Genomic DNA, 25,336 nt, shown 5'->3' with positions numbered 1-25,336 from the left:
CAGTAATGAATGGCTTGGCCAGAGCGCAAAAAGCCCCGTCAGTAGCTGACGGGGCTTGATTGCAGCGAAGCTACTGGCCGAGCCGGCTAGTTCTTCGCGCCGCAGTTAGCGCAGAATTTTTGCTCGGGTTTCAGCTTGTCGCCGCAGCTGGTGCAGTGGCGCTCCTGAACTTTGGCGGCGGGGTTGGGCGTGCCGCAGCTGGCGCAGAATTTCTGGTCGGCGGTGAGCTTGGCCTGGCAGTTGGGGCACTGCAAGAGGGCGCCGCGGTTCAGGAAATCGAGGTTTTGAGTATAGTCCTGAGCGCGGGTTTTGGTATAAATCTGCTCTTTGGCAGCCTGCGACTGCTGGGCGCGGAGTTCCTCTTGCTCGTCGGGAGCGCAGTCTTCGCAAAGGCCAGCGCTATGGTTCCAGCAGGCATCGGGACACACCCAATGGCCGCAGCGGGTACATTGCTTGAACTGCTGCTTGCCCTCGGCTACTGCTTTTTCCAGGGCCTCGTCGTGGGCCTTGCCGCCTACCGCACGCTGGATGTGGTAAGCCGCACTTTCGGCCCCGCCCAGGCCGCCAAACAAGCTGCTGGCCGCCTGAATAAAGCTCCCGGCAATGCCGATGGCGTTGGGCTGAAACCGCGACATATAGCCGTTGCGGCATTTGTCGCAGTGAAACTTAAACTGGAAGCCCTTGTCTGTGGAAAGGTCGTCGTAGTTGGCAACAAATTGAATCATGGAGCTCATGGGCAAGGTTCGGGAAGGTGGTGAGGCAAAAGTAGGCGCAGCAGCGTATCTACGCAGCTTTAGCGTCTGAATCGTAGGAAATGGCTCAGCATTACGGTCCCTTGGCCAACAGCGTATTATCAACGACCGCAACGCCGCAAAAAAATATTGCCGCGCTGCCCAAGCTGAGCAACGCGGCAATGCGAATGGAGCCATCAGGGGCCAATAGCTAGTGGGCCACCACGATGCGCCTGGTGAGCGTGGCCGTGCCGGCTTGCACGCGCAGCATGTACACGCCGGGAGCCAGGTCAGCCACCGGCAGTTGGGCTTTGAGGCCGGTGCTGCTCAGGGGCTGGGCCTGCTCGCGCACCCGCTGCCCAAGGCTGTTGTACAAGCTCAACTGAACCTGGCTCACGCCGCCCACGGCCGGCAGTTGTACAGTGACACTTTGGCGGGCCGGATTGGGATAAAGCTCGATGGCACCCGCCGTCAGGGCCGATTGCGTAGCCAGGGGGCGGGCCGGGCCAAAACGCAACTCGAAACGGCTGGGCAGGCTGGTAGCCGTGCCAGTGCTGAAGGTGTAGCTGCTAACCTGTTGCAGGTCGATGGTTTGGTTGGTTTGGGCATCGTAGAGGTAAACCTGGGCACCCACCAGATTCAGGATTTCGGCCACATGCAGGGTGTAGCTACCGGCTTGTGGCACATACAGCGTCAGGGGCACCACGCGGGGAGCCGTCAGCTCCGGCAGGCCGTTGATGGCGAGGTCGAGGTCAGGAGCCTGCGAGGCCAGGTTCAGCCCATGGGGATTGGACAGTTTCACGGCATCGTACCGTCCGTCGACGCCGGCGGTAGCACCGGTCTCGAAATACACATAGGTTTCATCGGCGATGCTACCGCTGCCCTGCACTGTCAGGTGTAGCACGGGGCGAGGGTCGGCGCCCCGGCGCACGGGGGCCTGCTGGCCGTAGCTGGTAACGCGGTTGGCGTTGCTGAGCGTGAGCGTGCCGGCGGTCTGGCCGCTGCTCACTCGCATAAAGAAAGCCTGCGCCGTGCCAATGAGCGGGTTGCCAAACCCATTAACAAAACTGCGGTACTGCCCGGCATACTGTGCAGTGCTTTCGTAAGTGTAGAAAGCTGCGTCAAGGTTGAATTGATTAGCAAGGGGAATGGTGCTGAAATCCAACGGAGAAGGGTAGGGGTTACCGATGAAGTTCCAGCCTGCATCGGCGGCCGTGGCCCCGGTGGCGCGGCTCATTGGCAGGGTGCCGCTGCCATTGCCCACCTGCCCGACAAAGCTCAGCGTCTGCGCGCCCGGCAGCTGCACCGTGAAGCCAGTGCTGCCCAGGGCGGCCGGGCTGCTGAGCGCCGCCGGCGAATACCAGCCTTTATCGAACACCGACGATGTAGTGGACGGCGACGACGCCAAACGCGCCTGGTCGTAGGCGAAGATGGTCGGGAAAGGCGTAATCAGGTTGGGAGTAGGCGACGTATTGTAAGCCGGGGTGGTCACTAGCGCGGCACCACCCGAGCCAAAGGCCGCCACAGTGGCGCCGGCCACCGGGGCCGATAGGTGGCGGTAGCCCAGGCCCGGGTTCAGGGTCGGGTCGATGTAGCGTTGCACCGTCACGTTGCCCACGACGGCTCCCGCGCCCAGATTGGCAATCAGGGCCGTGCCCGTAGCATCAGAAAGCAGCGTCAGGGTCTGGTTGTTGGTGCTCAGGTTGCCCGTGTTCAGAGCCAGCACCTGCCGGATGGCTAGCGCCTGGGACAACGTCACGAGGCTGTTATTGGCCGAAGTCAGGTTGCGAACCTGGCCAGGTAGGCCGGTGCCCGTGGCCTGCGCCGTAGTGCCGTTGTACACGTAGCTGGCATCGGCGCTGAAGCTGCGGGGGCCTGCTACCTGCACCGCGCCGGTAGTACCCGTGGCGGCAATGCCAGCCGCGTTGCAAATGCTGAGCGTGGCCCCGGCCGCCAGGGTAAACGAGCCGGCGCCGGTCAGCGCCTGGCAGTTGGTATTGAGTGAGCCATTGGCCTGCACCACGAAAGCACCGGCCACATCCACAGCGCCGGTGAGGGTGCCCACGCCGGTACCAGTCACGGTGATGTTGTTGTAGTAGCCGGCCGGGATGTTTTGCACAGTACTCACCGTCAGGTCGGGCCGCGGCAATACGCTCACTGTTTGCGGGGCCGAGCTGCTGCAGGTGCCGCCGTTGCTCACGCTTACGGTGTAGGTTTGGGTACTGCCGGGCGCGGCCGTAACGGTGGCCGTGTTGGTGGCGCTCAGGCCAGCGGCCGGGCTCCAGGCGTACGTGGAGGCCACAATGCTGCTCTGGCCGGGCGTTACGTAAGTTGGGCCATTGGCAAGGGTGCCGTTGTTGGTGCCGGTTTCGTCGGTGGCCGTAGTGCCGCTGCCTTCGTTGAAGCGCCAGAAACCGACCAGCCCGGCTGTGTTGCCAGCCGGAGCATCGTTTATAATTGCCTGAATCTGGCTTTGATTACGCGCCGTGTTCCACACGCGCACCTCGTCAATCTGCCCCTGCCACGACTCGCTCGGAAAACTGGGGTTGGCACCAATAGCGAAGCGTGCGTTGGTAGAGCCCAGATTGGCCCCGCCGCCATATGCATACTCCACACCGTTTTTATAAAATCGGATGCCTGTGCTGCTGTACACCACCGCTACGTGCTGCCACTGGTTCAGGTCGACTGGGGCAGCTTCCCACACGCTGGTGCCGGTGAAAATGCCCCAGTTGCTGGTCCCCGCTTCAATAACAAGGCTGCGGTCGAAGCCACCATCATCAACGGAAAACACCGTTTGCCGCACCGTATAGTTGGTGCGCGTAGGATACACCCAGGCTTCCCAAGTGCTGTTGGGCAGCGCAGGGGGGGCAGCGTTCAGATTGGTCGTCACGCGCTGACTGCTCGCGCTGTTTGCCCCCGTAAAGCTCAGGGCCAGGTTGGCGCGTGCCGTCAGGGCCACCGAGCCGCCGGCCGGGAAGGTTGTAGGGCCACTTGCTACAATGGACGGCGGAGCCACGTAATAAATGGTGGCCGTGACGGCCGTGCGCGTGGCGCTTTCCATATTGTTGGCGTTCACGATGCTCACGTAGTAGGTGGTGCTGCCGTAGAGCGTGGGCGTAGTGTAGCTGCTCCCGGTTGCTCCGCCGATGGCTGTGCCGCCCGTGGCCTGGGCATACCAGCGGTACGAACCGCCCACTGGCGCACCGCTGGCCGCTAGCGTCACGGCCCCCGTGCCGCAGCGGCTGGCACCGGTGGTAGTTGGTGCAAAAACAGCGGTATTCAGCAATACGCTGATGGTGCCGCCGGCGCGGTTGGCCACCACAATGTCGGGCTTGCCGTCGTTGTCCACGTCGCCAGCAGCCACGCCCCAGGGTTGCGTACCAGCGCCGGTCGAATACGTGGTGGCCGTGCCAAATGTAGCGCTCCCCTGGTTCAGCAGCACGCCCACTGTCGAGCCGAATGGGCCAGAGGAAAGCGGCCCCAGGTTGCTTACCACAATGTCGGGGCGGCCGTCGCCATTAAAGTCCGCAATATCCACTTCGCGCGGCCCGTTGTCCCCGGTGCTATAGGTAGTCATCGGGCCAAAGGTGCCGGTGGCCTGGCCCAGGAGCACCCCCACGGTATTGCTGCCGTAGTTGGCCACCGTAATGTCGAGGCGTCCGTCGCCGTTCAGGTCGTGCAGCTTGAGGCCCGCGGGGGCCGTGCCCACGGTATAAAACGTAGGCGCGCCCAGCGTACCGTTACCCGCGCCCAGCAGCACCGATACTATGTTGCCAGCGCCCGAATTGAAGTTGGTAATAACCGCATCGAGACGGCCGTCTCCGTTAACGTCGCCCAGGTCCACCCCATATGTGTTATTGGAATTGCCGCTGGCGTAATAGGTAGGTGTGCCCAGCGTGCCGTTGCCCGCACCCAGAAATACACCTATCGGAAGGCTATTGGCCGATGTCGTTACGGCATCGAGGTAGCCATCCCCATTCAGGTCGCCCAGCGCTACGTTATAGCTGCTTGTAGAGGCACTGATATTGGTTGGGAAGTTGGTGGCCGTGCTAAAGGCGCCACCGGCCTGGCCCAATAGTACGCTCAGGTTTTGGGTACCATTGGCGGCGGAGGTGTTGACCACTACTGCATCGGGGCGGCCATCACCGTTCAGGTCGCCCATGTCCAAGCCAAAGGCGCTGCCATTGGCCTGGGCGGGGTAGTTGGCGCTGCTGCCAAAGGTGCCACCGGCCTGGCCTAGCAACACGTTGAGGTCAGATGTTGAAATCCTGGTCGAAATAATGTCCAAGCGTCCATCGGCGTTAACGTCTCGCAGGGCTACATAACTGGGGCTGCTGCTGGGGTAGCTCACCACCGGTGCAAACTGCGCCCGGGCGGCCCCACTGGCTAACCCCAGGCCCAGGAGCAGCACCAGGCGCTGGCTGCAGTAAGAATATGCGTCTAATTGTTTCATAGAAAAGTTGAAAAGTATGACTGGCAAGAAGCAGGTAGGTAGTCTGACGACTATGCAAAACAAAAAGAATCAGAGCAAAAACTGTGATTGCAAGGGTTATATATAGAAGATGAATAATAAAAGTATTAGACGACATATATTAATTCTATGTCTTGTCGTGGGCAGTAATTAGCAAGCTGCGCGGTGCCCTTGCTGCAAACTGGAAATGGAGAAACTATTTAGGAAGTAAGCCGAACAGTGTATTCGTGCCGGCGGCGCGAAAAAAGCGTTTGGCGCTGGCTAAAGCAGTTTCGGAGTGGGTGCACAGGTCGCATGCAGTAGCGCGGATTGTGTAGTCCTCGCTACAATGCGATGAATGCAAAGTCCCTCTAAGGCGTAGATTCGTCGGCCCGGTGCCTGGCCCAAGGCGGCTGCGCAACGTCCGCATTTACTATGTCTGCACTCACTACGCCGGCGGCAGGCCGACTGCCTGGCCTCGACCACCTCCGCGCCCTGGCCATCAGCCTGGTTTTCCTGTTCCACTACCGCATTTTTCCGCACCCGGAGTGGCTGATGGAATTCGGCCGCTTCGGCTGGACTGGCGTGGACTTGTTTTTCGTGCTGAGCGGCTACCTGATATCGGCGCAACTGCTAGCTGAAATAGCCCGCCGCGGCACCATCTCCCTGAGAACATACTTTATTAAGCGGACGCTGCGCATCCTGCCAGCCTACCTGGCGGTGGTGGCGGTATACTTCCTCGTGCCGGCCTTTCGGGAGCGGGAGGCCCTGCCGCCGCTGTGGAAATTCCTGACCTTCACGCAGAACTTCGGGCTGGATTTGATGCACGCCGGCACATTTTCGCACGCTTGGTCGCTGTGCGTGGAGGAGCAGTTTTACCTGCTGCTGCCGCTGCTGCTACTCGTGCTGCTGCGCTTCCGCGTGGGCAAATGGGCGGTGGTGCTACTGCCTGCACTGATTGGGGCTGGCTTCGTAGCGCGGCTATTGAGCTGGTACAGGGGCGTGGTGCCCAGTCTGGCTACCGACCATTCCTGGCTCGAATGGTATCAATACATCTACTACCCAACCTACAATCGGCTCGATGGGCTGCTGATGGGCATTGGCATTGCGGCGCTGTTCCACTTTCGGCCGCAGGCGGCGGCCCAGCTGGGCCGGTACGGGAATGGACTGTTGCTGCTGGGCGGAGCGGTGCTGGCCGGGGCATATTGGCTGTGTTTCGATGCGCAGGCGTTTGGGGCATCCATCTTTGGGTTTCCGCTGGTGGCGCTGGGCTACGGCCTGCTGGTGGCCGGTGCCATTAGCCCAACAAGCGTCCTGCACAAGGTAGAATCCCGCGTGACGGCCCGGCTGGCAGCCCTTTCTTTTGCGGTCTACCTCACCCACAAAGGCGTTATTCACCTGACGCAGGAGTTCTTTTCGGCCCACGGCTTGGCTCCCGATGGTAATGCCATGCTGCTGCTGTGCACCGGAGCGGTATTGGCCGGGGCGCTGGTGATGAACAACCTGCTTGAACAGCCAATGCTCCGGCTGCGGAGCCGCCTGCTGAAACGACGGCCCCGCATCAAGCAAATGGAAATAGCGGCAACTGGTACGTTTGATTAACGTAACTTCGGGCCATGGCTGCTACTCACACCCTCGAAGACTTTTACCGCGTCAAGGTCAACTGGCTGCCCGATAACCTGCGCCAGGACATCGGCCATTTCAACGTGTTCCGGCTTGATGACTTTGTGGGGCCGGCCGCGAAATGCCTGCCCTATAGCCGCAAGGACTTCTACAAAATTACCTTCGTGGTGGGCCAGAGCACCTACCACTACGCCGACAAAAGCGTGGGCGTGGAGGGCAATGCCCTGTTCTTTTCCAACCCGCAGGTGCCCTACCACTGGGAGCCCTTTGATGAAAAGCAGAGCGGCTTCTTCTGCATCTTCACCGAGCACTTTCTCCAGCAGCACACCAGCATCCGGCTCCCCGATTTTCCGGTGTTCCAGCCCGATGGCCAAGCCATCTACCTGCTGAATGAAACCCAGCAGGCCAACGTGCGCCAGCTCTACCAGAAGATGTTCGATGAGCTGGATTCGGACTACGCCTTCAAGTACGACCTGCTGCGCGCCTACGTGCTGGAGCTCATTCACAGCGCCCAGAAGCTGCAGCCAGCCACCACGCTTTACCGCGAAAGCACGGCATCGACGCGTATTGCCTCGCTCTTTACCGAGCTGCTGGCCCGGCAGTTTCCCATTGAGGTGCCAGGCCAGCAAGTGCCGCTGCGCACGGCCCAGGCCTTCGCTACCCAGCTGGCCGTGCACACCAACCACCTCAACCGCGCCCTGAAGGAAGTGACCGGTAAAACCACTACCCAGCTGCTGGCCGAGCGCCTGGTGCAGGAGGCCCAGGCCCTGCTCAAGCACACTGATTGGCCGGTGGGCCTCATCGGCTACAGCCTGGGGTTTGAGGAACCCGCGCATTTCAACAACTTTTTTAAGAAGCACACCGGCCGCACGCCCACGGCGGCGCGGGTTGTTTGATTTTCGTAAGCATTGGTTTGAATGGGGCAAACGGGCCGGCCGCAGCTAGCCCAACCTTTGTGCTGTACTAACAGCACGCTTTATGGATACCCCCAAAACCTGGTTTATCACCGGGGCCTCACAGGGCCTGGGCCTTGCCCTGGCCACCCGGCTGCTGGCCGGCGGGCACCGCGTAGCGGCCACTTCGCGCCAGCTTTCCGGCCTCACCAAAGCCATTTCAGAGCCCACCGATTTCTTCCTGCCGCTGGCCGTGGACCTGCCCAGCGAAGCCAGCGTGGCACAGGCCATCGAAACGACTATTGCCCGCTTCGGCCGCATCGACGTGGTGGTGAACAACGCGGGTTATGGCATGGGTGGCAGCATCGAGGAAATGACCGATGCCGAAACCCGTCACAGCTTCGAAACCAACGTATTTGGCGCGTTAAACGTCATTCGAAAAGCACTGCCGCAGCTGCGGGCGCAAGGCCACGGCCACGTCATCAACATTTCGTCCATTGCGGGCATTGCCGAGGCTACAGGCTGGGCCATCTACGCGGCTACCAAGGCGGCAATGAACGCCTTTTCGGAAGTGCTGGCGCAGGATGTAGCCGATTTCGGGTTGAAAGTAACAGTAGTTGAGCCCGGTGCGCTCCGCACCAATTTCCTCACGCCCGAGTCGCTGGTCATGCCCCGGCAGCCCATTGCCGCCTACGAGGCCGTGCGCGCCTCCCACGCCCGCTACCTCACCATGAACGGCGCCCAGGCCGGCGACCCGGCCAAAGCCGCTGCCGCCATCATTCGCCTCGCGGAAGCAGAAAATCCGCCACTGCACCTGCTGCTCGGGTCCGATGCCTATACCCGCGCCCATGCCAAGCTAAGCGCAATTAACCAGGAGTTTGAAGCCTGGAAAGCATTGTCCACCAGCATCGGCTTTGCAGAGTAGCGCGAACTTTCAGTTCGCGTCACGGAACGAACCAGGAGGCCGCTGCCGGGACGCGAACTGAAAGTTCGCGCTACTACCCACCGAATCCAAAACCGCTCTAACCCTCACTTTATGACAACTGAAAAAACAGCGAAAATGCCAGATACGGCGGCTGTCAATAACCATCCTTACCTCGGGATGTGGGTAACCAGGGACGGCCACATCCGCCAGGAATTGCTGCCGGGTGGCCGCTACGACGAAGCCCGCGGCACCACCAAAAGCGCCTACACCGGCCGCTACACCATCAGTGGCCACCACATCGACTACGTGGATGATACGGGCTTCACCGCCGACGGTGAATTCCGTGACGATGTGCTCTACCACGGCGGCTACATCTTCTACCGCGAAACCTCAAAATAATCCCTCAACTGCAATCAAAACTGCTTTCCAATGACTCCTTCAACCAAGAAAACATGGTTTGTAACCGGGGCCTCTAAAGGGCTCGGCCTGCTGCTGGTGCAGCAATTGCTGCAACAAGGCTACAACGTGGCCGCCACCTCGCGCAACGCCGACGACCTGCGCCGCGCCGTGGGCACCGCTCCCGAAAACTTCCTGCCCTTGCCTATGAACCTGGCCGATGAAGCCAGCGTGGGCGAAGCCGTTCAGGCTACCGTGGCCGCGTTTGGCCGCATCGACGTGGTGGTAAATAACGCAGGCTACGGCCTCATCGGCAGCCTCGAAGAGCTGTCGGATGCGGAGGCGCGGCAAAACTTCGACATCAACGTATTCGGGCTGCTGAATGTGCTACGGCAGGCCACGCCGCAGCTGCGCGCTCAGCAAGCGGGCGTAGTGTTCAACATCTCCTCCGTAGGCGGTTTCACGGGCAATTTCCCCGGTTGGGGCATCTACTGCGCCACCAAGTTTGCAGTGGCGGGGCTCACTGAGTCATATGCGGCAGAGGTGGCGCGCTTCGGCATCAAAGCCACGGTGGTGTATCCGGGGTATTTCCGCACCGAATTCCTGTCGGCCGGCTCGGTGGGCACCCCCCAAACGCCCATCGAGGCCTACCAGGAAGTACGCGAGTCGCAGCTGGTGCATCAGCAGCAAATCAACGGCCAGCAGCCCGGCGACCCAGCCAAGGCCGTGGCCCTGCTCATCGAAGTGAGCGAGGCCGAGCAGCCACCCATCTCTCTCTTCCTCGGGGCCGACGCCTACCAAATGGCCGACCAGAAAATGACGGCTGTGCGGCATGACATGCAGCAGTGGCAGGCCCAAGCTACGGCTACCGATTTCGGCGCGTAGCAACGCAGGCCCTAGTGGCAAGTAGCGCGAACTCTCAGTTCGCGCTACTGCCCAGCCGGTACATGGAGGCCGAAACGGCTCTAAGTAGCTGATTGACTACTCGCCCATGAGCGTGAGCACCAGCGAACGACGGCCGCCATGGTCGCGGTGCTCGCCCAAGTAGATGCCCTGCCAGGTGCCCAGCGCCAGCCGGCCGTTGGCCACGGGAATGCTCACGCTGCTGCCCAGCAGGGCGGCTTTGAGGTGGGCGGGCATGTCGTCGGGGCCTTCTGAGTTGTGCCGGAAGTAGGGCGCGTTCTCGGGGGCCGTGCGGTTGAAAAACTGCTCAAAATCGTGGCGCACCGTGGGGTCCGCATTCTCATTGAGGCACAAGCTAGCCGACGTGTGCTGAATGAAAACGTGCAGCATCCCCGCCCGCACCTGCTGAAGCTCAGGCAGCTCGTGCAGCACAAGGTCGGTGATGAGGTGGAAGCCACGGCGCATGGCCGGCAGACGGAGCTGTTTCTGGAAAACCATTGGCGGAAGGTGTGAGATATGCCCGGCATACGCGGGATGGGTGCTACAGGTCTTGAGGCATGATGGGGCTTAGTGCTACGGTTATTACTGCATGACGTGCGTAGCCTACAATGTTGCGAGCGATACTTATGAGCCACAAAAAAGCCCCACCAGCTACTGGTGGGGCTTTTTTGTGGCCGGGCGCTCTGGTGGGCTAGTCAGGCAGCAGGGGTTTGGCCGCCGCGCCGCCTTGCACGGCTTCGGTCGGCTTCACAGGGGTGCCGTTGAGGGTGACGTTGTTAAATTTTACGCTGGGGTACTTGTTGGTGAAAGTGGCTTTGGGCGACGTGGCTTCGACGTTGGTAAAGACAATATCACTGACTTTGTCGGTTGGGTTGCCATCGAGCACGGCGAACTCGCGGCACTGCACTTTTACGTTGGAAATGCGAATGTTGCGGATGGTGCCGAAGGGCTTTTCGGTGCTGCCCGCCATGTTGAAAAACTGCATCCAGGGCGAGAGCGTGACGATGGTGCCGCACTTGCCGGTGATGTTTTCGACGGTGATATTTTCGTACACTTGGTAGGTGTCCGGGCGCATTTTGAAGAGGAGAACCGGCCGGTCGTTGTCCATCTTGCAGTTGCGCATCGTGATGCGGTTGGCGTGGATGCACTCGCTGCCGCAGGTCATGGCGGCGTGCACTTCGCCGAAGGTGCAGTTTTCCACCAACACGTCTTCAATCGGGCCATTTTCGGGTAGCTTCTGGGCCGTGGGGCCTTTGCCGCCCTTCATGCAGATGCCGTCATCGTTGACGGAGACGTAGCAGTTTCGGATGGTTACTTTGCTGCACACGTCGATGTCGACGCCATCGGTGCTGGGAGCCTTCACCGGGCGGAAGGGCGAGCGGATGTCGCAGCCTTCCATCAGCACGTTGGTGCACTGGTACAAGTGGGTGGTCCAGAAGCCCGAGTTGTGCAGCTTCACGTTCTTGATGGTCACTTTATCGCAGCCCCAGATGAAGAGCAGCCGGGGCCGGTGCACCTCCAGGTTGGTAGAGGGCTTGTGCGCTTTCTGCATCGAATCCCGGTGCGCCCAGAATCCTTTCCAGAACTGCAGCCCGTTGCCGTCGATGGTGCCGGGGCCGGTTATGGTGAAGCCATTCACCTTGGTCGCATTGACGAGCGCGGCATAGTAATCGAGCTTCTGGCCCTCCATCCGCGACGGAATCAGGGGGTAGTCAGCAATATTATCGGAACCTTTGAGCTTGGCGCCGGCTTGCAGCCGCAGGTGGGTTTTGGGCTTGAAAAACAGCGCCCCACTCAGGAAAACACCTTTGGGAATCACCACCGTGCCCCCGCCAGCCGTCGCCGCCTGGTCGATGGTTTTCTGAATTGCCTGCGTATTGAGCTTGGTGCTATCGGTGCCCGCCCCGAATGCGGTGATGACGTATTCCTTGGGTTGGGGTGCTTTCTTAGCAGGAGCCGCAACGTGAAATAGCTGCGAGAAAGCGGTCAGCCAAACAGTTAGCAGCGCAAATACAATCTTCATGGGGCGGGAAAAATGGTGAATGGTGCAAAGAAGCGTTTGCCAACGAGGAGCACTGTTCTGTAGTTACCTGATGTGCCCGTTATAATTAGCGTAACGGCGGCAGCCGGTCCGGTTGTCGTGGCACGGTGCCGTTGCGGCCGAGCAAACGGTGCACCCTTCAACCGGTCGGACGGCGCTGCTGTCGGACCGGGACCGCCCAGCCGCAAAGCAGCAGTCCGCACAAGCAGCGTCGGCGAGCGGCGCAGTTTCTGTATATCGGCAGATAACTATTCGTTTCTTAGCGCCCGGCAGCCCTGTGCGGGGCTGCTGCCCGGCTTTGCCTCGGCCGGGGATTCTGATGCTTTGGTGTGCTTACTGGCCGCCAGGTATCTCACCCTTAAATTGATTAGTCTAGCGAATGGAAAAAGCTCCTGTCCGTCCTCGTTCTACCCCCTTCGCTTTTTTCCCCGCGCTCGTTGAGGCGCTCAAGTGCATTAGCCTCGCCCTCAAAGATTCCTTGAACGCGAAAGTTATTTTTTATTCCGTAGCCATTTGGGTGGGAAGCTTTGTGTTTTGGGGCGCGCTATTCTTTTGGCAGTGGGCCACCATTGTTGCGCTGGCTCAGGTCGCGTCGGCATTTGTGGCTTTGGGAATATTTCTCTTCTTTCCCCATCTGCTGGCCGTTGGTTCGGCTACTCAGGCGGCCATGGCCGCTGCGCCGGTTGCGGCAGCGGCGGCCGGGATTGGGTTCACCATCCTGTCGTATGCTTTTATCGTGGTGGCGTTTATTTTCCTGATTCTGATTTCCGTTAGAATCCTGCTCGAAGTATTCCTGATGAAATATGTGCAGAAACGGACGTTAACGCGCTACCCGCAGCTGGAACAGGGCATCGAAACGAGCTGGCTCGCCGGCTTGCAGGGAGCAGCCGGCAACACCATCAAAGCCTTGTTGTTCGTCTTAATCTGCCTGTTCATTCCCGTCGTCAATGGCATCCTGATTCTGCTGATTGGCTGCTACTACAGCGCCAAATCCTTGGTCGGCGATGCCCTAGAAGACCTTGCTACCATCGAAGAGCAGAAGCAACTCATCCGCGAGAACCGTTTGGGGATTCTGCTAATGGGCCTGCTGCACTTCGGACTTTTGCTCATTCCCTTCATAGGTCTGCTGGCCCCGGCAATTATCGGGTCCAGCATGTGCCATTTCTGTTTCCGAGCAAAAGCGCGGGGATTGGCTGTCTGACGTTAGCGAGGTTTCGGGTGCGTTATAATGTGCGGCTCTGGCATCCATCCAGAGCTGCGCAAGATGCGCCTACGCGAGTCGTTCCAATGCGAGGTACAGCCTCGCCCGATAATTGGCGCGAGTTAAGATGCGCTAAACTCGCGCCAGAATAGAAAGCCTACCATCCCAAACCAGATGCCATTGGTTAAGTCAGATTGCGCAGCAGCCGCGTAGCGGTGACAGATTCCTAGTTGGTTCTGTCACCGCTACGCGGCTTTTACTTTTGAACACTCAACTTTACAAGCCTGTCGCCGCTATGCGGCTACTGCGCAACCGGGGTTAGGTTAATCTTTCTCCAACACCTGCCGGATGCCGCCCAAGCCACTCGAAATATTCTCCAGCTGTGTGAGCACGCTGTGTAGCTGGCCGCCGCTGCTGGTGCGGAGGTTGCGCACGAATGTAGACTTGATGGCCTCCCAGCGCGCTTTTTCTTCGGGCGTGAGCCAGCCCAGCAACTCGCGCAGCTTGAGCAGGTTGGCCTCGGTGCCGCTGGTCAAGGTTTGGGCTTCGTTGTCGTAGTGCGTGGCCAGGAGGGTTCGCACTTCGTCGTCGTTCATCACGGGGCGCACTTTTTCGGCCAGCTTGGCCATGTTGCGGTAGGAGCCTTGCAGCTTGAAGGGCGGCTCGGTGCGGTACTCATTGGCCTGGGCCGCCGAGCGGATGTATTCCTCGTTCACGCGCGCCACCACGTCGCGGATACCCAGCAGCTTTTGCAGCACGGCCACATACTCATTGATTTCCGCAGGCGAGTGGTTGGCTTCAAAGCTGAGGCCCGCGCTGTCGCCGGTTTCGGCCAGCTTGATGAGCGGGTACACGTCGGCCTGGCTTTTGGCGGCGAGGCGACTTAGCACCGGATTTGCCACCAGTGAGTTTTCCACGTAGCTGAGCAGGAAGGTGTTGGCGGTGTCGCCGATGATGTCGCCGAGGTTATAGATGTCGGCCCGGTTGGCCAGCATGTCGGGGATGCGGAATTGCTCGCCCGATTCGGTGTAGGGGTTGCCGGCCATCACCACGGCCACCTTGCGCCCCCGAAAATCGTAGGTGCGCGCCCGGCCCTGGTACACACCCTCAATCTTGCGCTGGGCATCGCAGAGGGAAATGAATTTCTGCAAAAACTCCGGGTTGCAGTGCTGAATGTCGTCGAGGTAAATCATCACGTTGTCGCCCATCTCAAAAGCCAGATTGAGCTTCAGCAGCTCCTCGCGGGCGCCAGAGTTGGGTGCTTGCGCGGGGTCCACGCTGGTCACGGCGTGGCCGATGGCCGGCCCGTTGATTTTCATGAAAATCAAGCCCAGGCGGTTGGCCACGTATTCCATGAGCGTGGTTTTGCCGTAGCCGGGCGGCGACACCAGCAGCAGCAGGCCCATGAGGTCGGTGCGCTTGTCGGCTCCCGCCGTGCCAATTTGCTTGGCCAGGTTGGCGCCGATGAGCGGCAGGTACACTTCGTCAATCAGCTTGTTTCGCACAAACGACGAGAGCACGCGGGGCCGGAATTCGGCCAGTCGCAGTTCCTCCGCAAAGCGGGCCACCAGTTCCTTCTTCAGCGTTCCGAACGACTCAAACAGCGGCACTACCGTGTGGGTGTAATGGTGCAGCCGGCGGCGGTATTCGGGGAAGTTCAGCAGGTAGTTTCGCTCGTGAATGCGGGCGTGGGAGCCTTGCAGACCCGTCAGCATCTCGCGCAAGGGCGTGCGGATGATGCGGGCCGCGTCGAAGGTGGCCGTCATCAGGAGGGTTGCTGCTTCGTTCATCCCATCCCCCTTCCCCTCCAGGGGAAGGGGAGCCACGGTAGCACTGACGTCTGAGTTCGTCGGGCTCCCCTCCCCAAGAGGGCCGGGGCTGGGGTGAACCAGGTGCTGTGCGAATGCGCTCAGCCACTGCCGTACCAACTGGAATTGCGCGGCGGGCTGGTCGGCCAGCGTGGCTATGGAGGTTTCGTATTGGGCCGTGGCGTTGCGCTCCTTCAGGGCTTGCTGGAAGGATTGGTATAGCTCGGCGGCTTCGGGAGAGATGACGAAGGTTTCGCTGCGGGTTAATTCCTGGAATAAATAATCGCCGGCCTCGGCTACTTCCGGGATGGTGAACAGGCCAGTACCAGTGGCAAATTCTTCCACGGCCAGCTGTAGTTCGGCCTTCAGCGCCTCAAACTCCCGCGAGTCGGGGAATACCTGGAGGAGCACGCCGATGCCCTGTAGCTGGTGCTGCCAGGCGGCCTTCTTCTTGCGGCCCGTGAAGCGCTGCCAGTAGAGCGCGGCGGCGGCGCGGGCATTGGCCGGGTAACGCAGCAAACCGGCGGTGCGGGTGAGGCGCACCAGCGCTTCGAGCAGCAGGGCGGCGTCGTGGTCGTGCACGCCCTTGAGGTAGCCCTCAGCGTAGCGCGGGGCCATAAATTCCTGCACGTAGGTAGTCAGTTCGGCCACGGTGAGGTGCGAGAGTTGGGCTAATGACTGCACGGCGTGCGCGCCATCCTGGCCCGGGGTGGGGCGCTGGGCAGCTTGCAGAATCAGCCAGGCCAGGTACTCGGCGCGGTACACGTCGGCGTTTTCGGATACCACCGTTTGGTCCCACACGGCGCGGGCGGCCAGGAAGGCAGGCTCGGTTATTTTCTGGAAGAAGTTGGTGCCCGTGAGGTGGTAGTGCAGGTCGCCGTCGCGCAGCACCACCGTCAGGTCCAGCGGCTGGGTATTGACGGTGAAGGCGTAGGGACCAAATTTCAGGGCCTGCCCACCGTCGGTAAATAGCTCGGCGCGGTCCTTGAGCTGGCGCACGGCGTCCTCCTTCACCGTCTTGAGGCGGCTCTGGATGTCGTCGGCTTTCACCGGGTCGCCGAGGTTGAGCAGGTCCTGCACGGTCTGGCGTACCTTTTCCACCATCAAATCGGCGGCGAAATAGCCGTTGATATCGGCCACCGTTTCGAAGCGTCCCAGGCGGTTTTGCACCGCTTTCAAAATGCGCTCTGCCGACTGCAGCAGGGCCGTGGCACGCTGGTTGCGGGCCTCCACCAGCCCCACCTTGCGCGACTCAAATGCCTCCGAAACCTCTTCCCGCTTGCCCGCCAGCTGCGTCAGGAACTGGTCGAATTCTGGAAACTTACCTTCCAGCTCTTCTAGCTGCACCAGCAGCTTGGTGCTGTACTCGTCGCACTTGGCCGGCGAGTCGCACAGGTCCAGGTAGTTTACCAGGGCTTGGTCGAGCAGCTTGATTTGGGCCGTGAATTCGGCCTGGGCTTCGGTGCCGGCCAGGGCCTGCCGCCGCCGCTTCAGCGCCGCCCGAATCTGGTTGAAGCTGGCGTAAATCGTGGAAATATTATCGATGATGCGCGTGGTCTGCGTGGGGTCGGGCATCGGCAGGTTGCTCACCACTTCAATCAGCAATTCCAACTCCCCGGATACCCCGTTGGCCAGCTTTTCCTGCTCGTTGGCTTCGGCTACCTTCTGCACCTTCTCAATGGCTTCGGCAATGGCCTGCACGCGCACCGTGTATGACTTTAGCGCGTCGGGTTTCAGTAAAAATTCTACCGTTTGAGCGGCCACGTCCTTGCTGGTTTGCTCCAAGTCGGCGGCGGCTTTTTCCACGGTGGGCAGCTCCACGTAGCGCAACTCTTTGAGGGAAATCACTTTGCCGCGTACCGTGCGCAGCTCTGCCAGCAGCTGCACAAACTCGTTTACCTCAGTAGCCGTGGTACGCTTGATGCGGCTGGCCAGTTCGTCGGCTTTGGCCAGCACGCGCTGGGTTTCGGCGTCCGTACTCTTGCGGATGCTTAGCACCTTATCGAACTCCTCCACCGCCGCATTGGCAGCCTGCTGGATGTCGCGCAATGGCTCGGCCAGGGCCTGAGCCGCCGGCTCGCGCAGCCAGTGGTAGGTGTCGGTAAGGGTAGTGGTGAGGCGAATCAGGTCGAGGTAGAGGCCGGCGTAGCTGTCGTCTTTGTTCAGCAGCGTCAGCACTTCCTGGGTTTCGGCCATGGCCCGCACTATTTCCTTGTTGCCCAGCTTGTAGAGGTAGGAGTTGGACGTTACCGGCAGCTCAAAATCGGGGGCCACGTAGGGCGTCTGCCAAATCTGGACGTTGTGGTGCTTCTTCGGCTCCTCGTCGGCGCGGAAATAGCACAGTTCACCATTCTCAAACAGCGCGTAGCCGTGGCAATTAATCGGATTTTCGACCCGCTGCGCGATGATGTTATAGGAGAATAATAAATACGCGCCGCTCTCCTTGTTATAAAAAACATACAGGAAATCTTCCCCGTTCGGCGACGCAATTCGCTTCTCAAACAGCATGTCGCGCAGGCCGTTTTCGAACAGCTTTCCCTCGCCAGTTTGCAGGTAAAAGCCGTGCGAAAATATCAGGCCCTGGCCGTCGGGCAGCAGCACGCAGGCATCGGCCAGCGCGTCCAGGCGCTGCGCTGTTTTCTGCTTGGAATTGTAAATAAAATACCGGTATTCCGACTCTTGGTACGGCCGGATTTTCAGCAGAATTAAATTGCCGACAATGGCGTAATAAATCTCCGAATCGTCGAGCGTCTGGTCCTTGTCGGCCACCGGCTCGGCGTAGATTCCGCGTCCGGTGGCGGTGTTGTCCTCTACTTTAATGGTGAGGTCGCCGTGGATGGTTTCGACAAAAACCCGGTCCTCAATGCTGATATGCGGGTGTTTGCCGGCCCGCTGCATGTCGCGCGTGGTGCGCTTCCAGGTGAATTCGTGCTGCGGCGGATACACGTACTCGTGGTCGCTGCGGTTGTCGATGTAGGTCAGCGTATCGTTCTGCAAAAGCCACTTAAACGTCTTGATATCGTTTACGCTTTTGCCCACCCGGAACACCATAAATAGGTGGTTGCCAAGTACCGCAAATTTCACAAATTGCGTATTCTTGTAATACCGATACAAGTCGCGGAATTCCCCGGCAAATTGCGCGTTATTAATCAGGTCCAGCGGCAGCGGATGAAACTCGTGATTCGCGTAGTGGTAGGCCCCAAAAACATCGGATAATTCCACCTCTGTTTTCAGGCCGAGCACGACGTTGAAACCGAAGAGAAATTTGTCGCCCACAGGCACCATATCCCACGGCACACAATTGTGCTCGGTGGTAATGCGCCCGGTCCCAATCAGCTTGGTATCAATTGCGCCGAACACGGTTTTCCGCTCGGCGTTCAGCTTATCAAGACGGGTTTTGAGGTCAACGCCACTCTTGTGCAGGCGGTTGCGCAGGATTTCGTAGGTGCCGCCTTCGAGCTGTACCCCATCCCCCGGCCCCTTCCCCTCCGGGGGAAGGGGAGCCTGATGGTTAGCGTTGTTGTCTGTAGCTGTTGAGTTATTTGGGCTCATGGTTAGGGTAGAGGACAGCCAAATGCTCGGCAATTGTCTTTAACACTTTGGGTGTGTTGTGCAGAACCTCCTCGTTGGTGAAGCGGAGGACCAGGAAGCCATATTCCTGTAATTCGTGGGTGCGGCCGCCGTCGTATTCGGCCTGGCTTTCGTCGCCGTGAATGCTGCCGTCGACTTCGATGATTAGCCACGCGGCGAGGCAGACAAAATCAACGATAAAGGACTCAATGGCGTGTTGGCGGCGGAAGGGCGCGTTCAGCTTATTGCCGCGTAGCTCCTGCCAGAGATAGTTTTCGGCGGGCGTGGAGTTTTTGCGGTTGTGCTGGGCGTAGGCTTTGAGCGACGTTTTCCAGGCTCGGCGTCGGTGGTGTACATGCCGAAGGGGTAGACCTCGGCCCCGTGGACCCCATCCCCCGGCCCCTTCCCCTCTGGGGGAAGGGGAGCCTGACGAATCTTCTTTTCGTTTTCGTCACCCTTCATGACAAAGCTCAGTTAACCAAGAAATAACAAACAATGTCGTGTGTATGTAGCCGGGCGTCCGCGCCGCCTTGGCTCCCCTTCCCCCGGAGGGGAAGGGGCCGGGGGATGGGGTTCTACAGCTGCAACGTCTTCGCCGGCTTGTCCCCAATGCCCAGCGCGCTGGCTGTGCTGGCCAGCTGCGTAATGGTGCTCCGTGTTGCCTCATCGCCGGCTTTGTTCATCATTTGCAGCAGTAGCGCCGATACACTCAGGTTCTTCATGTCATCGCTGCTCAGGCCGAACTGGTTTACGAAGCGGCGCAGGTTGGTTTTGAAGTCCCCGCCGCCATCGTGGCCGAAGAAGGCGTCTTTCACCGTGCCCAGCACTTCGGAGTTGTGCACGGCGCGGTCCACCATCTTGCCTTTGGTGATGGAGCCGATAATCTGGTCGAAGAACATGGTTTCGCCGCCTACGATGTCGATTTTGGCCGATTTCAGCGCTTCCGAGATAACCCCGGCCTGGGCACCAGCAATGTCCTTCTGGATGTTGATTTGAGCCAGCTCCACCGATTTTTCCTTGTCGAGGCGCAACTTGAATTCTTCGTGGTCTTTGCCCACGCCGTCCAGCTTTTTCATGGCGTCGGCCTTGGCTTCGATGCCCTTGGCTTCCACTGCGAAGCGCTGCTCGTTCACGGTCACTTCGGCCAGGCCGCGCTTCTGGTCGGCGTCGGCCTTGGCTTCGATGACGCTGGCTTCGGCCAGACCTTTTTCGCGGTTCACCTTGGCGGCTACCACGCCCAGCTTTTCGTCGGCTTCGGCTTGGGCCGTGGCGCGCACCTGGATGGACTGCGCCTCGGCCGAGGCGGTGAGCTGCATCACGTTGGCTTCGGCTTCGCCTTCTTTTTGGCGGGCAGCGGCTTTGGCCTGCATCACCTGGGCTTCGGCCAGGCCCACGGCGCTGGCTTTGCTGGCCTCGGCTTCGGCCATGATGCGCATGGCCTGCGAGCGGTGTTCCGAAGAGGCTTTCTCAGCTTCAGCATCAATCAGCGACTGCTTGGCGCGGAACTCGGCGGCCTGCTTGGCCATGTCGGCGTCGCCGACCAGCGCAATGGTGGCCTGCTCGGTTTCCTGCTGGGCCTTGGTCACGGCCACCAGCTTTTCGCGGTCGGCAGCGGCCTGGGCGCGGGTGTCCTTGATGCGCTCTTCCTCAATCACCGTGGCTTTTTCCACGGTAATACGCTCGCGGATGATGCTTTGAATGTTCTTGCGCTCCTCTTCCAGGGCCTTTTCCTTTTCAATCTGAGCGAGGGCCACAATGCGTTCGCGCTCGTTGATTTCCAGGGAGCGGGCCTGTTCCACGCGCTCGGTTTCCACGGCATCGGTGCGTTGCTTGTTGCGCTCGGCAACCAGGATTTGCCGGTCGCGGTTTTGCTCCGAAATCTGGATTTCTTCGTCGGCCGAGATGCGGGCTTTCTCGCCTTTCAGCCGTTCCTCTTGGCGCACTTTCTCGGTTTCGGCGGCTTCCCGGGCCTTGATGTTGGCAATTTCGCGCAGCTGCTTTTCCTGGTTTTCGGCCAGCTGCTTTTCGAGCTGCAGGATAGTTTCCTGCGCTTCTACGTCCTGCTTCTTGATGGTTTTCTGCTGGTCGCGTTGAATCTGGTTGGCCTGAATTTTTTGCTCCGAAGTGAGGGCAATAATCTTCTTGATGCCTTCCGCATCCAGGATGTTGTCCTGGTTCAGGGCTTGCAGCGGCGTCTGCTCCAGGTAGTCAATGGCGCAGTCATCCAGCACGTAGCCGTTCAAATCGGTGCCGATGATGCGCAGTATTTCCTGCTTAAACTGCTCGCGGGAGTTGTAGAGCTCGATAAAATCGAAGTGCTTGCCCACGGTTTTCAGGGCCTCCGAGAACTTGGCGTCGAACAGGCTTTCGAGGGCCAGCGGGTCGGAGGCGCGGTGTGCGCCGATGCTCTGGGCCACGTTCACCACGTCGTCGTGCGTTTTGTTGACGCGGATGAAGAAGTTCACCTTCACATCGGCCCGCAGGTTGTCTTTGCACACCAGTCCTTCGGAGCCGGCGCGGGAGATGACAATGGTTTTCAGCTTGATGTCCATTATTTCCAGCTTGTGCAGGATGGGCACCACGATGATGCCGGAAAACGATACCTTGGCGTCGCCCATGCCGGTGCGCAGCAGGGCCTCGCCCTGCACGGCTTTCTTATACATCTTGGCGATGACCGCCAAAAAGCCGAGGAGAAACAGGCCGACGATAATCAGAACGGCCCAGGAAAGGGATGCTAGCATGTGCGTGGAAGGTTAACCCCATCCCCCGGCCCCTTCCCCTCCGGGGGAAGGGGAGCCAGACGAAGAGCTTGCGTAAAAAGTTGTTGAATAGAAGTGGGTTAGGAAAAAAGCTTGTCCTGAACTTTCGTCAGGCTCCCCTTCCCCCGGAGGGGAAGGGGCCGGGGGATGGGGTTAAGACGTATGGTAAGGCTCCACTAAATAGCAGCGGCGCTGGTCGTCGAAGTCGATAACCAGCCCCGATTCACCCTTAGCCAGCGGCGTGCCCGTGCTGCGGATGTTGAGCATGAGCGGCGCCCCGTCGATGCGGACGGCGGCCTGGCCTAGGCGGTCGGCGGTGGCGGGCAGCAGCACGGTACACACCTTGCCGATGACCACCGCACCGCCGTCGTGGTCTTTTTCGAGGGCCGTGAAGAGCTTCACGAAGGGCAGCGTCAGGAATTTGGCCACGAACAGGCTGCCGATGAACAAGGGCAACAGAAACGCCAGTCCGAGCAGGAGGGAGGTGTTGCCGGTGTAGTAGTTGGCCAGAATGCTGCCCACCCACAGCGGCAAAAACACGAAGCTGAGGAACACCATCAGCGGGATGCGGCCCAGGTTGAAGAAGGCCAGCGCGCCGTTGAGCCAACTCGTGCCCAGGCCATCGTGCGGCGCGTGGCTGTCGTAGTGGAAGTGGCCGTGGTCGCTGATATCGAGGTCCACCGTTTTCATATCCAGCAGCCCCACGATGACGGTGAGCCAGTAGAGCAGCACGAATACCAGCAGGCCGGTGGGCAGCAGATTGGGCGGAGAGATGGCAGCTTGTAAAAGTTCGGTCATGGGCATAAACACGGCAGCTTAAAGGTAGGGGAATTGAGACAACTCCGCAGGCGGCCCGGCCCGGTTGGCTTATTCGGTGTAGCCAAGCTTCGCTTTCAGGGCCTTGAGGTCTTCGCTGGCCTTGCTGGCGCCGGTGCTGCCGAGGGCCTTGTCAATTTCGGCGTCGATGCTCTTGCCGGTCTGGGCAATTTCGCCGTACGACTCGGCCAGGGCTTCCTGCACAGCAATCTTTTCCTTCATGCGCTCCAGCAGCGCCACCGTGCCCGAGGAGTCGAGCTGGGCCATCTGCTTGTTGATGGCGATGGTGGCGGTGCTCACCGTCACGCGGGCCTTGAGGGTTTTCAACTCGTTTTCCCACTGGCTGATGGTCGTTTTCAGCGTGGCCACGTTCTGGTCCATCTGGGCGGCTGACTGCTCAAACTTCGCCTGGTCGGAAGCGGCGCGGGCGGCCTTGGCTTCGTTTTCGGCCTTTTTCAGCAGGGCTTCGCCGGCCAGACGGTCGGCCTCGCTGGCGTCCAGTTCGCCGCGGTGGGCGCGCTGGAGCAGGAGTACGGCTTTGCCCTCGTAGTCGGCCGCTTTGGTGCGGAAGCCCTCGCCCTCGTTGCGGGCCCGAATGGCCATGGCCTTCACTTCGGCCAGACCGTGCAGGCTCTTGTCGAGGTCCTGGCGCAGGTCGCGCAGGCCTTGCTCGGTCATTTTGATGGGGTCTTCCAGCTGGTTGACCGCTGCGTGGGCCTCCGATTGGCCAATTTTGAAGAGACGGTTCAGAATATTCATGACGTTGGGTTAGATATGCGTTAGAGAATTAATTCGTTGACCCTATCCCCCGGCCCCTTCCCCCGGCGGCGAAGGGGCCGGGGGATAGGGTTACTTCGAAAACGAAATCAGTTCCTCGGAAAACTCGCTTAGCAGCAGGCCCAGGGAATTGAAGCATGCTTCCAGCTCGGCTAAATCCAGGGTTTCTATCTGGAGGGTGTCGCGGAAGATGAGCCTGCGGCCGGTGTCGTCGAGGGCGAAAGCGCCGTGGATGATGTCGCGGTTCTTTTGCAGCAGGCGCTGGTACACTTCCAGCGAGGGGGCGGGCAGGTCGAGCAGGTATTGCTCCATAATCAGCAGCGGAGCGCCGCAGCCGATGACGAGGTTCTTAATGGCCAACTCCGGTTTGTCGACCACGAACACGTTTTCCTGCTCGTCGGCGTGGCAGATGTCGAAGCCCAGTTCCAGCAGGTAGCTCTTGATAGTGGCGAAGTAGGGGTTGGTCATGCGGTAACAGGTGGAATGTAGGAGGCTGCTCAAAAAAGTAGCGGTGCAGGGAAGGGCTTCGCCTGAGTTGTGGTAGTTTTACGACGCAATAATAAGCAAAGTTTTGGAACTGCTCATGTTTTGAGCGAAATAACATTTCCGTAACATGTCATTCGTTGGTAAGAATATTCGTAAGCTTCGAACTGTTAAGAAGCTGAGCCAGGCGGCTTTCGCAGAATTATTTGGTTTGGCGCGGCCCAGCGTAGGTGCTTATGAAGAGGGCAGGTCAGAGCCAAAAATGGAAACGCTGATTCAGATTGCTCAACATTTTGGCTTGTCTGTAGACTTGCTACTTACAAAAGAGCTGACGGTGAATGAGCTCTACCACTTCGATATTTTTAAGGAGCAGCTGCAGCAAACGGCCCCGACGCCAGCGCCCGTTGCCAAGGCCGACCGCGAGCAAAACGTGACCCCGTTGGTGTACCGCAACCGGGCCCTGGAATACATCGTGCATCACCACGACCCCACCTTTGTCGACGCGCTGCCTTGGCTGCAGTTGCCGCACCAGCTCACGGGGCCCACGCGGGCCTTCGAGGTATCGGGGGCCGACATGCTGCTGCACCGCCAGGGCCTGCGCCACCAGGACATTGTGCTGTGCAGCCGCATCGACAAAGCCAAGCCGCGCCTGAAAACCGGCAACGTTTACGTTTTCATCACCCAAAGCAAAATCCTCATTCGCCGGCTGGCCGAGCGCCTCGAAGACAACAAGCTGCTGCGCCTCCGGGCCGACAACCCCGACTACGGCAGTCAGGAGCTGGAGCTGACCCAGGCACTGGAAATCTGGGAGGTGCGCGGCGTGTTTACCACCCACCTGCGCGCCCCGGCCCTTCTTGACGAGCGGGTGGCCGAGTTGGAACGCAAAGTGGAGGAGCTGGCCGAGCGACTGGGCCAGGTGTGAGGGGGACAACTCGCCTCGTGCCGCCAACTCCATCCGGGGCGTCTGGTTGCTGCTCAAGTCTATGCTACACCACATTAGCATTCCCGGCCAGGGCCCTGCTCCGCCCGGAAACCGAAACGGCTGAATCAGCAATAAGCCCCGCTAGTAGCGGGTTTGCTCTTGTCCAGGAAAGCATCGCTCGGAAAGGCGGTGCTTTTTTCATGGGGTGTTACAGGTCTTGGGTAAATGGCTGATATCATAAGATAAGCGGCCACTGGGCAACAACTATCAGGTGGCATCTCGTCTCGCGCACTACATCCGGTTCAAGCGCTTTGTCGAAGATAATCTTACCGAGCAGCCAAGCATTGTCGCTATCGCGGAAGAGCTTGCCCTCAATCCCAACAGCTTATATAGCGTGGTGAAGCAGTACTCCGGGCTCTCCCCCAAGGAGTTTCTGAACCCGCCGGCTCATGCTGGAAGCCAAGCGGCGGCTCTACTACTCGCATGGTTCCATTAAGGAGCTGGCCTACGACCTGGGATTCAACGACCTGGAATATTTCTCCCGGCTGTTCAAAAAAACGACGGGCCAAACGGTGTCGATGTACATGCAGGATTTGTCGGGGAAGTAATGCGTTTTGTCCAGTTCCTTCTTTTCACTGCTTCAGAGCTTTGCCCAACAAACCAACGTTCAACACAATGAACAGAATACTAGGAATCAAGAGTGCCGGCGTGGAAATCATGCTGACACATGAGGAACGATTAGCGTATGCTCCAGGTGCAGTCCCAGGCAAATCCACTTGCACGAAGATGCTTCTATTGGCGCATTACGGCACGAATATCAGCATTTCGTTGATGAGCAAGCGGCGGGCTATCTGGGTACTCGGGGACTGTATGATTTGGCTTTCCGAAAGCAGACCGAGCAAAAAGCCTATGCAATCGAAATTGCGATGATGGAAAAGATGGGTAACGAAGAAGCCGCTGCCCAACTACGACTGAACCTGCAAGAAGAACTGGACCGCCTAGCGCGGGACTTGGGCGATATTGAAATCATTTAGTTAA

At 59.6% G+C, this 25,336-nt stretch carries 18 protein-coding genes and 1 pseudogene; 9 read left to right on the top strand and 10 right to left on the bottom strand.

Going from position 1 to position 25,336, the window contains the following annotated elements; all coding sequences use genetic code 11:
* Window positions 1-86: 86 nt before the first annotated feature.
* Together J4E00_RS11960 and J4E00_RS11955 are read right to left on the bottom strand one after the other, a co-directional pair.
* Window positions 87-725, bottom strand: coding sequence for a zinc ribbon domain-containing protein (locus J4E00_RS11960; RefSeq protein WP_208175377.1), 639 nt, complete (start codon window positions 723-725; stop codon window positions 87-89).
* A 217-nt stretch (window positions 726-942) separates the two neighbouring features.
* Window positions 943-5,184: an FG-GAP-like repeat-containing protein gene (locus J4E00_RS11955; protein WP_208175376.1), complete on the bottom strand. Its 4,242-nt coding sequence runs from the start codon at window positions 5,182-5,184 to the stop codon at window positions 943-945.
* Window positions 5,185-5,616: 432 nt separating this feature from the next.
* Between J4E00_RS11955 and J4E00_RS11950 the strand changes: the two genes are divergently transcribed.
* The 5 genes from J4E00_RS11950 (at window position 5,617) to J4E00_RS11930 (ending at window position 9,903) form a co-directional block, all read left to right on the top strand.
* Window positions 5,617-6,783: an acyltransferase family protein gene (locus tag J4E00_RS11950; protein ID WP_208175375.1), complete on the top strand. Its 1,167-nt coding sequence runs from the start codon at window positions 5,617-5,619 to the stop codon at window positions 6,781-6,783.
* A 14-nt stretch (window positions 6,784-6,797) separates the two neighbouring features.
* Window positions 6,798-7,700, top strand: a complete 903-nt coding sequence (locus J4E00_RS11945; RefSeq protein WP_208175374.1) for a helix-turn-helix domain-containing protein — start codon at window positions 6,798-6,800, stop codon at window positions 7,698-7,700.
* Window positions 7,701-7,782: 82 nt separating this feature from the next.
* Window positions 7,783-8,622 (top strand): SDR family NAD(P)-dependent oxidoreductase, encoded by an 840-nt coding sequence (locus tag J4E00_RS11940; RefSeq protein WP_208175373.1) that lies wholly within the window; start codon window positions 7,783-7,785, stop codon window positions 8,620-8,622.
* A 111-nt stretch (window positions 8,623-8,733) separates the two neighbouring features.
* Complete coding sequence (locus J4E00_RS11935) at window positions 8,734-9,021, top strand: Atu4866 domain-containing protein (protein WP_236049717.1); 288 nt, start codon at window positions 8,734-8,736, stop codon at window positions 9,019-9,021.
* A 30-nt stretch (window positions 9,022-9,051) separates the two neighbouring features.
* Entirely contained in the window at window positions 9,052-9,903 is an 852-nt protein-coding gene (locus J4E00_RS11930) for an SDR family NAD(P)-dependent oxidoreductase (RefSeq protein ID WP_208175372.1), read from the top strand.
* Window positions 9,904-9,999: 96 nt separating this feature from the next.
* On the opposite strand, the gene J4E00_RS11925 is transcribed toward J4E00_RS11930, so the two are convergent.
* Both J4E00_RS11925 and J4E00_RS11920 read right to left on the bottom strand, forming a co-directional pair.
* Complete coding sequence (locus tag J4E00_RS11925) at window positions 10,000-10,419, bottom strand: secondary thiamine-phosphate synthase enzyme YjbQ (protein WP_208175371.1); 420 nt, start codon at window positions 10,417-10,419, stop codon at window positions 10,000-10,002.
* Between the two features lie 193 nt (window positions 10,420-10,612).
* The gene (locus tag J4E00_RS11920; protein WP_208175370.1) at window positions 10,613-11,944 is read right to left on the bottom strand and encodes a glycoside hydrolase family 28 protein; all 1,332 of its coding nucleotides are present in this window, start codon (window positions 11,942-11,944) and stop codon (window positions 10,613-10,615) included.
* Window positions 11,945-12,341: 397 nt separating this feature from the next.
* On the opposite strand from J4E00_RS11920, the gene J4E00_RS11915 reads away from it, so the two are divergent.
* A complete protein-coding gene (locus tag J4E00_RS11915; RefSeq protein WP_208175369.1) occupies window positions 12,342-13,163 on the top strand; it encodes an EI24 domain-containing protein in 822 nt (273 codons plus the stop codon).
* Window positions 13,164-13,486: 323 nt separating this feature from the next.
* On the opposite strand, the gene J4E00_RS11910 is transcribed toward J4E00_RS11915, so the two are convergent.
* The 6 genes and pseudogenes from J4E00_RS11910 to J4E00_RS11885 form a co-directional block, all read right to left on the bottom strand.
* Complete coding sequence (locus J4E00_RS11910; protein WP_208175368.1) at window positions 13,487-18,523, bottom strand: DNA repair ATPase; 5,037 nt, start codon at window positions 18,521-18,523, stop codon at window positions 13,487-13,489.
* Window positions 18,510-18,803, bottom strand: a pseudogene (locus tag J4E00_RS11905) (endonuclease domain-containing protein); the annotation flags it as partial. The gene J4E00_RS11910 and the pseudogene J4E00_RS11905, both read right to left, overlap by 14 nt.
* A gap of 313 nt (window positions 18,804-19,116) precedes the next feature.
* Window positions 19,117-21,282: a flotillin family protein gene (locus tag J4E00_RS11900; RefSeq protein WP_208175367.1), complete on the bottom strand. Its 2,166-nt coding sequence runs from the start codon at window positions 21,280-21,282 to the stop codon at window positions 19,117-19,119.
* Window positions 21,283-21,453: 171 nt separating this feature from the next.
* Window positions 21,454-22,098, bottom strand: coding sequence for a hypothetical protein (locus J4E00_RS11895; RefSeq protein WP_208175366.1), 645 nt, complete (start codon window positions 22,096-22,098; stop codon window positions 21,454-21,456).
* A 69-nt stretch (window positions 22,099-22,167) separates the two neighbouring features.
* Entirely contained in the window at window positions 22,168-22,875 is a 708-nt protein-coding gene (locus J4E00_RS11890; protein WP_208175365.1) for a PspA/IM30 family protein, read from the bottom strand.
* Window positions 22,876-22,965: 90 nt separating this feature from the next.
* Window positions 22,966-23,361, bottom strand: coding sequence for a YbjN domain-containing protein (locus J4E00_RS11885; protein ID WP_208175364.1), 396 nt, complete (start codon window positions 23,359-23,361; stop codon window positions 22,966-22,968).
* A 145-nt stretch (window positions 23,362-23,506) separates the two neighbouring features.
* Between J4E00_RS11885 and J4E00_RS11880 the strand changes: the two genes are divergently transcribed.
* The 3 genes from J4E00_RS11880 to J4E00_RS11870 all read left to right on the top strand — a co-directional run bounded on the left by J4E00_RS11880 (window position 23,507) and on the right by J4E00_RS11870 (window position 25,332).
* The gene (locus J4E00_RS11880; protein ID WP_208175363.1) at window positions 23,507-24,298 is read left to right on the top strand and encodes an XRE family transcriptional regulator; all 792 of its coding nucleotides are present in this window, start codon (window positions 23,507-23,509) and stop codon (window positions 24,296-24,298) included.
* A gap of 449 nt (window positions 24,299-24,747) precedes the next feature.
* Window positions 24,748-24,906: a helix-turn-helix domain-containing protein gene (locus J4E00_RS29495; protein WP_236049715.1), complete on the top strand. Its 159-nt coding sequence runs from the start codon at window positions 24,748-24,750 to the stop codon at window positions 24,904-24,906.
* A 168-nt stretch (window positions 24,907-25,074) separates the two neighbouring features.
* Complete coding sequence (locus J4E00_RS11870) at window positions 25,075-25,332, top strand: hypothetical protein (protein WP_208175362.1); 258 nt, start codon at window positions 25,075-25,077, stop codon at window positions 25,330-25,332.
* Window positions 25,333-25,336: the final 4 nt, after the last annotated feature.

Source organism: Hymenobacter negativus (assembly GCF_017571495.1).
GTDB classification, from domain to species: Bacteria; Bacteroidota; Bacteroidia; order Cytophagales; family Hymenobacteraceae; genus Hymenobacter; species Hymenobacter negativus.
Note: the sequence above shows the minus strand (reverse complement) of the source record. Positions and strands in the feature narration are given on the sequence as shown.